The following is a 12028-nucleotide window of genomic DNA, read 5'->3' as shown; positions in this document are numbered from 1 at the left end:
TCCAGCGCTCAGTTAAAAGCACAGCCGAACCTGCCGCTCGCGTTAGGACAGCAAGGACAGCGATGCCCCCCAACACCACCGCCTCCACGGGTCAGCAGCCCGGCAAGTCCGGCAGGAGAAAGGGGCGCAAAGCCCGCCTTTTCGTGCTCGTCCTGGTGCTGGCCCTCATCGGGGGCGTGGCCTACGGGTCGTACTGGTCCGTCAGTACCGTCCGGGCCTCGTTCCCGCAGACCAAGGGCTCCCTCACCCTGAAGGGCCTCTCGGGCCCCGTCGAGGTCAAACGCGACAATTACGGCATCCCTCAGATCTACGCCTCCTCCGACGCGGACCTGTTCATGGCGCAGGGCTACGTCCAGGCGCAGGACCGGTTCTACGAGATGGACGTCCGCCGCCACATGGCCTCCGGCCGGCTGTCGGAGATGTTCGGCAAGAGCCAGGTCGACAACGACGAATTCCTGCGCACCCTCGGCTGGGACCGGGTCGCCAAACAGGAGTACGACACCAAGCTGTCGGCCACCACGAAGAAGTACCTCCAGGCCTACGCCAAGGGAGTCAACTCCTACCTCCAGGGCAAGGACGGCAAGGACATCTCCCTGGAGTACGCGGCGCTGGGCTTCACCAACGACTACAAGCCGCAGCAGTGGACCCCCGTCGACTCGGTCTCCTGGCTGAAGGCGATGGCCTGGGACCTGCGCGGCAACATACAGGACGAGATCGACCGCGCCCTGCTCACCAGCCGCCTCGGCCCGAAGCAGATCGCCGACCTGTACCCGGAGTACCCGTACAGCCGGAACAAGGCGATCGTCCAGGAGGGCCAGTACAGCGAATTGACGGGGGCGTTCGAGCAGGGCGGCACGAACGGCACGTCGGGTGCGAACGGTACATCCGGGACGAATGGAACCGGCGGTACCTCCACCGGCACCGCGGGCACGGCGTCCGGCGGCTCCGGCACCTCGGGCACCGCCTCCGGCACGAGCGGCACCGCCTCCGGCTCGTCCGGCACGAGCGGCACCGCCTCGGGCACAGCGGGCCTGGACAGCCAGCTCGGCGGCCTGACCCAGGTCCTGGACGACCTCCCGCCGGCCGTCGGCGTCAACGGCGACGGCATCGGCTCCAACTCCTGGGTCGTCGGCGGGAAGCACACCATCAGCGGCAAGCCGCTGCTGGCCAACGACCCGCACCTGTCGCCCTCCCTGCCGTCCGTCTGGTACCAGATGGGCCTGCACTGCCGCAGCGTCTCCAGCACCTGCCAGTACGACGTCAGCGGCTACACCTTCGCCGGCATGCCGGGCGTGATAATCGGTCACAACCAGAACATCGCCTGGGGCATGACCAACTCCGGCGCCGACGTCACGGACCTCTACCTGGAGAAGATCACCGGCGACGGCTACCTGTACGACGGCAAGATCAAGCCCTTCAAGACCCGCGAGGAGACCATCAAGGTCGCCGGGGGCGAGCCCAAGAAGATCGTCGTACGGCAGACCGAGGACGGGATGCCCCTGCTGTCCGACCGCGACGAGGAGCTCGTGAAGGTCGGCAAGAAGGCCACCGTCGACACCGCCGCACCCGACAGAGGCGACGGCTACGGCGTCGCGCTGCGCTGGACCGCCCTGCAGCCCGGCACCACCATGGACGCCGTCTTCGCCATGGACAAGGCGAAGAACTGGACCGACTTCCGCAAGGCCGCCGCGCAGTTCGAGGTGCCCTCGCAGAACCTGATCTACGCCGACACCGAGAACAACATCGGCTACACGCTGCCGGGGAGGATCCCCCTGCGCGAGGAGAGCGACGACGGCTCCATCCCGGCGCCCGGCTGGGACCCGAAGTACCGCTGGAGCGGCTACATCCCGCAGGACGCGCTGCCCTACGAGTACAACCCGGACCGCGGCTACATCGTCACCGCCAACCAGGCCGTGATCGACCCGGACAAGTACCCGTACACGCTCACCACGGACTGGGGCTACGGCGCGCGCAGCCAGCGGATCACCGACCTGATCCAGTCGAAGATCAAGGACGGCGGCAAGATCTCCACGGACGACATGCGCCAGATGCAGCTGGACAACAGCAGCGAGATCGCCCGGCTGCTGGTGCCCACGCTGCTGAAGATCGACCCGGAGAACAAGGACGTCCGCGAGGCGCAGAAGCTCCTGGAGGGCTGGGACTACACCCAGGACGCCGACTCCGCGGCGGCGGCCTACTTCAACGCGGTCTGGCGCAACATCCTCAAGCTCGCCTTCGGCAACAAGCTGCCCAAGGAGCTGCGCCCCAAGGGCCAGTGCCTGTGGGTCGAGCCGGTCAACACCACCGGCCCCGCCGACGAGGCCGAGAAGGTCCGCGAGTGCGGCCAGCGCGACCCCGACCAGGCGCAGCCGGACGGCGGCGACCGGTGGTTCGAGGTGGTCCGCAAGCTCATGAACCAGCCGGACAGCGACTGGTGGAAGACGCCCAAGGTGGGCAACATCCGCCCGGGCGCCGTCAATCGCGACCAGCTGTTCAAGCGGGCCATGATCGACGCCCGCTGGGAGCTGACCGCCAAGCTCGGCAAGGACATCGACTCCTGGAGCTGGGGCCGGCTGCACCGCCTGTTCCTGAAGAACCAGACCCTCGGCACATCGGGCCCCGGTTTCATCCAGTACGCCCTCAACCGCGGCCCCTGGAAGCTCGGCGGCGGCGAGGCCACGGTCAACGCGACCGGCTGGAACGCCGCCGGCGGCTACGGGGTGGTGTGGGTGCCGTCCATGCGGATGGTGGTGAACCTCGGCGACCTCGACAAGTCGAAGTGGATCAACCTCACCGGCGCCTCCGGGCACGCCTACAGCGCCCACTACGTCGACCAGACCGACAAGTGGGCCGACGGCGAACTGCTGCCGTGGTCCTTCTCGGACCAGGCGGTCGAGAAGAGCACGGCCGACAAGCTGGTGCTCAAACCGTGAGCCACTGACGTCAGTGGCAAAAGCGGCCCTCCACGCGTGCGTGGAGGGCCGCTTCGCGTCAGGGCTCCTGGCGGAACCGCCGTACGCCCGACGGTGTCACCACCGCGTGTACCGGCCGGTCGTGCGGCTCCTCGGGGACGCGTTCGACGACCTCGGAGTCGTACAGCAGCACCACCAGGGCGGGATGGGCCCCGGCCCGGTCCAGCCGTGCCAGGACCCGGTCGTACGAGCCGCCGCCGCGCCCGAGCCGCATCCCGCGCGCGTCGACCGCGAGCCCGGGCAGCAGCACGGCGTCGGCGGTGGTCACGGCGTCCGGCCCGAGGCGCTCGCCCGCGGGTTCGAAGAGGGCCATCCTGCCTCCGTGTTGCACACGCGCCAGGGAGCCCTCGCCCGCGTACGCGCCCCAGTCCAGGTCGTTGTCGGGCAGCAGGACCGGCAGCAGCACGCGCACGCCCTGGGCGCGCAGCGCGTCCAGGAGCGCGAGCGTCCCGGGTTCGCTCCCCACGGAGACATACGCCGCGACCGTCCCGGCCCTCGCCAACTCGGGCAGCTCCAGCGCCCGCCCGGCCAGCGCGGCCGACGTTTCCCGCAGGTCATCCGCCGTCAACCTGTTCCTCACCGCGAGGATCTCGCGCCGCAAACTCCGCTTGTCAGGCTCGCCCGGACGTGCGATAGGCCTCAATGGTTGCTCCCGTACCGTCGCAATACGCTCATATGAGCGCCTATGAACCGGAGCCGCAGATTCCATGCAAAGGCACCGGATAGGGTGGCGGACATGACTCAGCACCCTCGGATCAGCAAGGCTGTCATTCCCGCAGCAGGCCTCGGCACCCGGTTCCTGCCGGCCACCAAAGCCACTCCCAAGGAGATGCTGCCGGTTGTGGACAAGCCCGCGATCCAGTACGTGGTCGAGGAGGCGGTCGCCGCGGGTCTCGACGACGTCCTCATGGTGACGGGCCGCAACAAGCGCCCCCTCGAGGACCACTTCGACCGTAACTACGAGCTCGAATCGGCACTTCAGAAGAAGGGCGACGCCGGCCGTCTCGCCAAGGTGCAGGAGTCCAGCGACCTCGCGACCATGCACTACGTCCGCCAGGGCGACCCCAAGGGCCTCGGCCACGCCGTCCTGTGTGCCGCCCCGCACGTGGGCGACGAGCCCTTCGCCGTCCTCCTCGGCGACGACCTGATCGACCCCCGCGACCCGCTGCTGCAGCGCATGGTCGAGGTCCAGGAGCAGCGCGGCGGCAGCGTCATCGCGCTCATGGAGGTCGCCCCGGAGCAGATCCACCTCTACGGCTGCGCCGCCGTGGAGACCACCGAGGACAGCGACGTCGTCCAGGTCAGCGGCCTCGTCGAGAAGCCCGACCCGGCCGACGCCCCGTCCAACTACGCGGTCATCGGCCGCTACGTCCTCGACCCGCACATCTTCGGCATACTGCGCCGGACCGAGCCGGGCCGCGGCGGCGAGATCCAGCTCACCGACGCCCTCCAGCAGCTCGCCGAGGACGAGAAGATCGGCGGCCCCGTGCACGGCGTCGTCTTCAAGGGCCGCCGCTATGACACCGGCGACCGCGGTGACTACCTGCGTGCCATTGTCCGACTCGCATGCGAACGTGAAGACCTGGGCCCGGACTTCCGGACCTGGCTTCGCAGTTACGTAGCCGAGGAGATGTAGCACGTTGAGCAGCGCCGCGCCCCACGTCACCGGCCAGGACCACGCCGGCCCCGACCACCTGTGGTCGGTGGACGAGCACCTGGAGGACATCCTCGCCACGGTCCGGCCCCTGGAACCCATCGAGCTGCAGCTGCTCGACGCCCAGGGCTGCGTCCTCGTCGAGGACATCACGGTGCCGGTGTCCCTGCCGCCCTTCGACAACAGCTCGATGGACGGATACGCGGTACGGGTCGCGGACATCGCGGGCGCGAGCGAGGAGTTCCCGGCGGCCCTGGAGGTCGTCGGGGACGTCGCCGCGGGCCAGTCCGAACTGCTCCACGTGGGCCCCGGCCAGGCCGCCCGCATCATGACCGGCGCCCCGCTGCCGCCCGGCGCCGAGACGGTCGTGCCCGTCGAGTGGACCGACGGCGGGCTCGGCGAGGGCCCGGCGCGCGGGATGCGCGCCCGCAGCCTCGGCCCCGAGGGCGCCACGGGGCAGGTGCAGGTGTACCGCCCGGCAGAGGCCCGCGCGCACGTGCGCGCGAAGGGCAGCGACGTGAAGGCCGGCGACCGCGCCCTGGAGGCCGGCACCATCCTCGGCCCGCCCCAGATCTCCCTGCTCGCCGCGATCGGCCGCGGCACCGTCCGCGTACGCCCGCGCCCGCGCGTGGTGGTGCTCTCCACCGGCAGCGAACTCGTCCAGCCCGACACGGAACTGGGCCCCGGTCAGATCTACGACTCCAACAGCTTCGCCCTCACCGCGGCCGCCCGCGACGCCGGCGCCATCGCCTACCGCGTGGGCGCCGTCGCCGACGACGCCGAGACCCTGCGCTCCACCATCGAGGACCAGCTGGTCCGCGCCGACCTGATGGTCACCACGGGCGGTGTGAGTGTCGGCGCGTACGACGTGGTCAAGGAGGCGCTGTCCCACGTCGGCGACGAGGACGAGGCCGGCAGCGGCATCGACTTCCGCAAGCTCGCCATGCAGCCCGGCAAGCCCCAGGGCTTCGGCTCCATCGGCCCCGACCACACGCCGCTGCTGGCCCTGCCCGGCAACCCGGTGTCGTCGTACGTCTCCTTCGAACTGTTCGTCCGTCCCGCGATCCGCGCCCTCATGGGCCTGCGGGACGTCCACCGCCCGACGGCCCGGGCGACGCTGGCCGCCGACAAGGCACTGACCTCCCCGAAGGGCCGCCGGCAGTTCCTGCGCGGCACGTACGCCGACGGCAAGGTCACCCCGGTCGGCGGGGCCGGGTCCCACCTGGTCGCCGCCCTCGCCCACGCGGACGCCCTGATCACCGTCCCCGAGGACACCGTCTCCGTCGAGCCCGGCACCGAGGTCGAGGTGGTCCTGCTCGGCTGAGAGCCGCTGGTTGGGGGTACCGTGTCGCGCACAGCAGGCCCGTGCGCCGCACCGCGACGGGCCCGGACCGGGAGCGCCACACAGCATGAGCACGCAGGACCCACCCCCGCACGACGGCCCTACGCAGGACCGGCTGACGCACATCGACGAGGCGGGCGCCGCCCGCATGGTCGACGTGTCGCAGAAGGACGTGACCGCGCGCACCGCCCGCGCCAGCGGACGCGTTCTCGTCTCGCCCCGCGTGATCGAGCTCCTGCGCGGCGAGGGTGTCCCCAAGGGCGACGCCCTCGCGACCGCGCGGATCGCCGGGATCATGGGCGCCAAACGCACCCCCGACCTGATCCCGCTCTGTCACCCGTTGTCGGTGTCCGGTGTGAAACTGGACCTGTCGGTCGCGGACGACGCCGTGGAGATCCTGGCCACCGTGAAGACGACGGACCGCACGGGTGTCGAGATGGAGGCCCTCACCGCGGTCTCCGTCGCCGCGCTCACCGTGATCGACATGGTCAAGGCGGTCGACAAGGGAGCGGTCATCACGGACGTACGGGTGGAGGAGAAGACAGGCGGCAAGTCGGGCGACTGGAGCAGGGCATGACCTACCGCGCGCTCGTCGTCACGGCCTCGAACCGGGCTGCCGCCGGGATCTACGAGGACAAGGGCGGCCCGCTGATCTCGGACGGCCTCAAGCGCTTCGGCTTCGAGGTCGACGGCCCCCAGGTCGTCCCCGACGGCGACCCCGTCGAGGCCGCCCTGCGCGCCGGTGTCGACGCCGGCTACGACGTCATCGTCACCACCGGCGGCACCGGCATCTCGCCCACCGACCGCACCCCCGAGGCGACCCGCCGCGTGATCGACCACGAGGTGCCGGGCATCGCCGAGGCCGTCCGGGCGTTCGGCCGGGAGAAGGTGCCGACCGCGGCGCTCTCCAGGGGCCTGGCCGGAGTGGCCGCAGGCACGCTGATCGTCAATCTGCCCGGCTCCAGCGGCGGCGTGAAGGACGGCCTCGCCGTCCTGGAACCGCTGCTCGTCCACGCAGTCGAGCAGCTCCGGGGCGGCGACCACCCCAGACCCGGCAGTGGGGGTGCGAGCTGAACAGCCCATCCTGGCCCGTGGAGCTGGTGGACGGAGACCTCGTCCTCAGGCCGATAAAGCTGCGCGACCAGCGGGCATGGCGCGAGGTCAACCGGCGCAACCGCGACTGGCTGCGCCCCTGGGAGGCGACGATTCCGCCGCCCTCGCCCGGCGGGCCGATGACGCACCGCCCGACCTTCCGCCAGATGGTCCGCCACCTGAGGGCGGAGGCGAACGCGGGCCGGATGCTGCCCTTCGTCATCGAGTACCAGGGGCGGCTGGTGGGGCAGTTGACGGTCGCCGGGATCACCTGGGGCTCGATGTGCTCGGGCCACGTCGGCTACTGGGTGGACGAGGCCGTGGCCGGCCGCGGTGTGATGCCGACGGCGGTGGCGCTCGTCACGGACCACTGTTTCCGCACCGTCGGGCTGCACCGCATCGAGGTCTGCATTCGCCCCGAGAACGGGCCCAGCCGCCGGGTCGTGGAGAAACTCGGATTCCGCGAGGAGGGTCTGCGGCCGCGTTATCTCCACATCGACGGGGCCTGGCGCGACCATCTCGTCTTCGCGCTCACGGCGGAAGAGGTGCCGGACGGGTTGCTGAGACGCTGGCAGCGGGCACGATCGCAGAGTAATCCGGGAATGCGGCACCACCCCGGAAATTGAATAAGTGTTCGAAATTGATCGGTCGATGACCGTCTCAGGGCAATGAATTCCCGGGCTGGGTGGTCTGCTGATCGCATCGATCACAAGAAAAGTTCGAAATATCAGCCAGATCGTGCGACACACCGGCGCAATTGGCAGATGGCCTCACGCAAACCCCTCTACGGTGTGAGACGTGAGCAGCAGCGGCCTCATCTACGCAGTCATTGTCGGGGCCTGGGCCGCCTACTTGGTGCCCATGTGGCTCCGTAGGCAGGACGAGCTGAACGAGGCCCGTCCGACGGAACGCTTCAGCACCGCCATCCGGCTGCTGTCCGGACGGGCGGGGATGGAGCGCCGGTACGCCAAGGACCTGCGGGCGCGCTCCACCGACGAGGAGGAGCGGGACGCCGACGACCTGGACTCCGTCACCGACTCGGTGGACGTCCGGGCCTTCGCCGTGTCCAAGACCCGTCCGCAGACCCAGGCACCCGTACCGTCGCCCGCCCCCGGGCCCCCGGCCCGCCCGGCGGCCCCCGAGCCCCCGGCCCGCCAGTCGCCCGCACCGAACGCGGCGGCTTCCGGGCGTCCCCGGGAACGGGTGCCCGCCGCCCGGCGCAGCGCCTCGGCGCAGGCGGACCAGGCGGCCGCGGCGCGAGCCCGGCGCTCGAAGGTGCTCGCGCGCCGTCGGCGCACCACCACCATGCTGTTCCTCGCCTTCACGCTCGGCGCGATCGTCGCCGCGGTCGGGGGACTCGCCTTCCTGTGGGCGCCCGGCGGGCCCGCGGTCATGCTCAGCGTCTACATCGCGTACCTGCGCTCCCAGGAGCGCCGCCGGTTCGCGTACCAGATGGACCGCCGCATGGCCGAGGTCGCGGCCCAGCGCCTGCGGGAGCGGCAGCGCCAGCCCCGCCGGCGTCCCGTGGCCGACGAGGAGATCGGCGAACCGGAGGAGGGACCCGAGCCGGTGACCGACCCCGGCCTGTCGGCCCTCGCGGCGGACCGGCGCGCCCTCGTCGAGCAGACCGACCACGCGGAGTGGGTCGACCAGCAGCGTGAGCGGCAGCGGCGTCCGGGGCAGGGCGGCGACAGCTGGGAGCCGGTGCCGGTGCCCCTGCCGACGTACGTGACGGCCCCGGTCGCCCCGCGGGCCACCAGCGACGTGGACCTCGGCGCCCCCGACACCTGGAGCTCGGCCCGGTCGAGCACGGTCGCCCCGAACACGGACAACGACTCCGGCGCCGCCGACCACCCGGGCGAGCCGGACCACTCCGCCCAGGACGCGGGCGACGGCGACGGCCGCTCCGACGCCCGGAGGGCGGCCTCCGCACGGCGGGCCCGGGAGCGCGGCCGCACGCCGCTGTTCGACCAGTACGAGGACGGGGATCGGCCCCGGGCCGCCAACGAGTAGCCCGCGAACCCGCAGGTGACCGCCCCTGGGGAACGGATTTCCAAGCAGGCCGATCGGGGTGCTAAAGTTTCACTCGTTGCAAGGGCCTGTGGCGCAGTCCGGTAGCGCACCTCGTTCGCATCGAGGGGGCCAGGGGTTCAAATCCCCTCAGGTCCACGCAGCTCAGAGCCCGGTCGGGAAACCGACCGGGCTCTGACGTGTGTTCAGCGCCACAAACTTGCCCAAGCTTGGCCCGGCCGTGGATCTTCTTGACGATCTCACCGCGGACACTGGTGCATCCGTCAGACGCGCTCACCGCGGAGGTGCTGTGGCACACCTCGTTCCCGACGCGTTCGCCGCCATCCTGGCGGGCGGGATGAACCTGTTCTTCGTCCGGGCGGCGTGGCTGCACTGGATCGGCTCCGGCCGGGCGCCCGACATCCAGTACGGGTACTCGCTGAACCCGTCGGTCGTACGCGGGCACGAGCGCGGCATCGTCGCCCTCGCCGCCTTCCTGGTCTGCCTGACGATCGGTGTCGCCGTCGGCATCGCTGCCCCGCAGGGCGCGGGGATGTGGGTGGTTCATGTCGGTGCGGTCTTCGTCCTCGGCTCGCTCCCCTGGATGGTGCTGCATATGACGATCGCCTGGTTCAACTGGCCGAAGGCGCTGGTGCCGCCGCACCGGCGGGGCGAGACCGGCTCGGTCACCGAGTGGTGGCGGCACCGCGGGCAGCGCGCGGCGCGAGGTAAGGGCCGCGGCCGGGGCGGTCGCTGAGCTCCCGTCAGCGGGCCGGCCGGAGTGGCTTCGCGAAGCAGCGGCTCGAGTCGTAGAGGCGGTAGTAGCCGAACTTGGCGCACGGCTCGTAGCCGCTGGACGTGTACAGGGCTATGGCCTCGGGCTGCTTGGTGCCGGTTTCCAGGACCATGCGGATGCGGCCGGCCGCGCGGGCGTCCTCCTCCAGGGCGGCCAGGATGCGACGGGCCAGGCCCCGGCCGCGCATGCCGTCGACCACGTACATGCGCTTGAGCTCGGCGTCGCCGTCGACGTTGCCCTCGTCGTTGGCGTCCTGGGCGCGCCAGCCGCCCGAGGCGACGGGGGTGCCGTGCTCGTCGTAAGCGATCAGGTAGACGCCGTTCGGCGGGTCGAAGTCCGCGGCGGCCATGGGCGTGGCGTCGCCGTCGTCGCCGTAGCGGACGGCGTACTCGGCCTGGACCTGGTCGTTCAGCTTCATGGCGTCGGGGTGGTCGAAGGAGACCCGGCGTATGTGCATGGCCGCTACGGTATTCGATCCGGAACTGGACCTCGTCCAGTGTGCCGGTATCGTGCCGGGGTGCTCACTGTGACCTCTGTGAATGTGAACGGGCTCCGTGCCGCCGCGAAGAAGGGCTTCGTGGAGTGGCTCGCGGAGTCCGAAGCCGATGTGCTGTGCCTCCAGGAGGTGCGGGCCGAGCCGGAGCAGCTGCCGGAGCACGTCCGTGCGCCCGAAGGGTGGCACGTGGTGCACGCGCCGGCCGCCGCCAAGGGACGCGCCGGGGTGTCCCTGTACAGCCGCCGCGAGCCCGACCGGGTGCGGATCGGCTTCGGGTCCGACGAATTCGACGGCAGCGGGCGGTACGTCGAGGCCGACCTGCCGGGCGTCACCGTCGCCTCCCTCTACCTTCCCTCCGGCGAGGTCGGCACCGAGCGGCAGGACGAGAAGGAACGCTTCATGGGGGAGTTCCTCGCCTACCTCAAGGGGCTGCGGGAGCGTGCCGCCGCCGAGGGGCGCGAGGTGCTCGTCTGCGGCGACTGGAACATCGCCCACCAGCGGGCCGACCTGAAGAACTGGCGCGGCAACACCAAGAACTCCGGGTTCCTGCCCGAGGAGCGGGAGTGGCTGACCCGCGTCTTCGACCTGGCGGACGGCGGATGCGTCGATGTCGTCCGGGCGCTCCACCCGGACACCGAGGGGCCGTACTCCTGGTGGTCGTACCGGGGGCGTGCCTTCGAGCGGGATACGGGTTGGAGGATCGATCTCGCGGTCGCGACCCCCGGGCTTGCGGAGAGGGCGGTCAAGGCGTTTGTGGAGCGGGCCGCCAGCCATGACAAGCGGTGGTCGGATCACGCTCCCGTGACGGTCGTCTTCGAGATGTGACACGGGTTGGGGTGCGCCAACCCCATGGCGCACCCCAGGTGCCGTGAGACAGCTCAGGGACGTGGGTCGATGGTGAAGGTCAGGCGGGAGGTATCTTTTGCGTGGAACGTGCCTCGATCGGGTGAATGACGCAGAAGGCGAGGGCGGCTTTCAGGCGCCGGACTCGGACGTCAGCCCTGGCGGGTCATCCTCCGGTCCAGCGCCAGTGACAGTTCCGCCTCCACCACGCTCCGGGCCAGTGGGCGCAGGCGGGGCAGGTCCTGGGCGGAGGCGTGGCGCAGGACCAGGGCGGTGAAGAGCTCGGCGAGGGCGTCGGCGTGGGTGCGGACCTGTTTGGCCGCGCCGAGGACCTCCGCGAGCGGGATGCCCTCGTGGACCAGGGCCGAGGAGACGTCCAGGAGGCGGCGGCTGATGTGGACGATCTCCTCGCCGTCGGTGCCGAGGTAGCCGAGTTCCATCGCGGCGGCGAGGTTCTCCGGTGTGGCTTCGCCCGCGAAGTGGTCGGCGAGTTCCTCGGGGGTGAGGTGGACCGGCTCCTCCTCGGTGGGGCCGCCGACGCCGAGCAGGTCGCCGACGTCCCGGCCGTGGTCGAAGGCCTCCGCCAGTTCCGCGATGCCGCTGAGGGTGTGGCCGCGCTCCAGCAGGGCCGTGATCGTGCGCAGCCGGGCCAGGTGGTGGTCGTCGTACCAGGCGATGCGGCCCTCGCGGCGGGGTGGCGGGATCAGTTTGCGTTCGCGGTAGAAGCGCAGGGTGCGCACCGTGATCCCGGCGAGGCGGGCCAGCTCTTCCATGCGGTATTCACGCTTCTCGGCCACCTGGGCACCTTAAGGCGTACCACGGG

At 70.9% G+C, this 12028-nt stretch carries 12 protein-coding genes and 1 tRNA gene; 10 read left to right on the top strand and 3 right to left on the bottom strand.

All coding sequences use genetic code 11. The annotated features are described in order from the left end of the window. The first annotated feature begins 62 nt into the window (after window positions 1-62). Window positions 63-2933, top strand: coding sequence for a penicillin acylase family protein (locus CEB94_RS17120; RefSeq protein WP_175433065.1), 2871 nt, complete (start codon window positions 63-65; stop codon window positions 2931-2933). 58 nt (window positions 2934-2991) lie between these two features. Here the strand turns inward: CEB94_RS17120 and CEB94_RS17115 are convergent, their stop codons facing one another. Then, window positions 2992-3540, bottom strand: a complete 549-nt coding sequence (locus CEB94_RS17115) for a 5-formyltetrahydrofolate cyclo-ligase (RefSeq protein WP_381108458.1) — start codon at window positions 3538-3540, stop codon at window positions 2992-2994. Between the two features lie 168 nt (window positions 3541-3708). On the opposite strand from CEB94_RS17115, the gene galU reads away from it, so the two are divergent. From galU to CEB94_RS17075, 8 genes are all read left to right on the top strand, one after another. Then, the gene (gene galU / locus CEB94_RS17110; RefSeq protein ID WP_175433063.1) at window positions 3709-4608 is read left to right on the top strand and encodes a UTP--glucose-1-phosphate uridylyltransferase GalU; all 900 of its coding nucleotides are present in this window, start codon (window positions 3709-3711) and stop codon (window positions 4606-4608) included. 4 nt (window positions 4609-4612) lie between these two features. After that, window positions 4613-5950: a molybdotransferase-like divisome protein Glp gene (glp, locus tag CEB94_RS17105; protein WP_175433062.1), complete on the top strand. Its 1338-nt coding sequence runs from the start codon at window positions 4613-4615 to the stop codon at window positions 5948-5950. A gap of 85 nt (window positions 5951-6035) precedes the next feature. Further along, window positions 6036-6545, top strand: coding sequence for a cyclic pyranopterin monophosphate synthase MoaC (gene moaC / locus CEB94_RS17100; RefSeq protein ID WP_175433061.1), 510 nt, complete (start codon window positions 6036-6038; stop codon window positions 6543-6545). Then, window positions 6542-7042 carry a MogA/MoaB family molybdenum cofactor biosynthesis protein gene (locus CEB94_RS17095; RefSeq protein ID WP_175433060.1) on the top strand — a complete coding sequence of 167 codons (501 nt, stop codon included), beginning with the start codon at window positions 6542-6544 and terminating at the stop codon, window positions 7040-7042. The genes moaC and CEB94_RS17095 overlap by 4 nt, the downstream gene beginning before the upstream one ends. Before the next feature lie 23 nt (window positions 7043-7065). Then, complete coding sequence (locus CEB94_RS17090) at window positions 7066-7686, top strand: GNAT family N-acetyltransferase (RefSeq protein WP_246112162.1); 621 nt, start codon at window positions 7066-7068, stop codon at window positions 7684-7686. A gap of 172 nt (window positions 7687-7858) precedes the next feature. Beyond that, window positions 7859-9073 carry a divisome protein SepX/GlpR gene (gene sepX / locus CEB94_RS17085; RefSeq protein WP_175433059.1) on the top strand — a complete coding sequence of 405 codons (1215 nt, stop codon included), beginning with the start codon at window positions 7859-7861 and terminating at the stop codon, window positions 9071-9073. 82 nt (window positions 9074-9155) lie between these two features. Continuing rightward, window positions 9156-9229 (top strand) — tRNA-Ala (locus CEB94_RS17080). A 151-nt stretch (window positions 9230-9380) separates the two neighbouring features. After that, window positions 9381-9827, top strand: coding sequence for a hypothetical protein (locus CEB94_RS17075; protein WP_175433058.1), 447 nt, complete (start codon window positions 9381-9383; stop codon window positions 9825-9827). 7 nt (window positions 9828-9834) lie between these two features. On the opposite strand, the gene CEB94_RS17070 is transcribed toward CEB94_RS17075, so the two are convergent. After that, entirely contained in the window at window positions 9835-10323 is a 489-nt protein-coding gene (locus CEB94_RS17070; RefSeq protein ID WP_175433057.1) for a GNAT family N-acetyltransferase, read from the bottom strand. Window positions 10324-10362: 39 nt separating this feature from the next. Between CEB94_RS17070 and CEB94_RS17065 the strand changes: the two genes are divergently transcribed. After that, window positions 10363-11187, top strand: coding sequence for an exodeoxyribonuclease III (locus CEB94_RS17065; RefSeq protein ID WP_175433056.1), 825 nt, complete (start codon window positions 10363-10365; stop codon window positions 11185-11187). Between the two features lie 170 nt (window positions 11188-11357). Here CEB94_RS17065 and CEB94_RS17060 read toward each other — a convergent pair whose 3' ends face one another. Further along, window positions 11358-12002: a MerR family transcriptional regulator gene (locus tag CEB94_RS17060; protein WP_246111818.1), complete on the bottom strand. Its 645-nt coding sequence runs from the start codon at window positions 12000-12002 to the stop codon at window positions 11358-11360. Window positions 12003-12028: the final 26 nt, after the last annotated feature.

The sequence above is a fragment of the Streptomyces hawaiiensis genome, from assembly GCF_004803895.1.
GTDB lineage: Bacteria > Actinomycetota > Actinomycetes > Streptomycetales > Streptomycetaceae > Streptomyces > Streptomyces hawaiiensis.
Note: the sequence above shows the minus strand (reverse complement) of the source record. Positions and strands in the feature narration are given on the sequence as shown.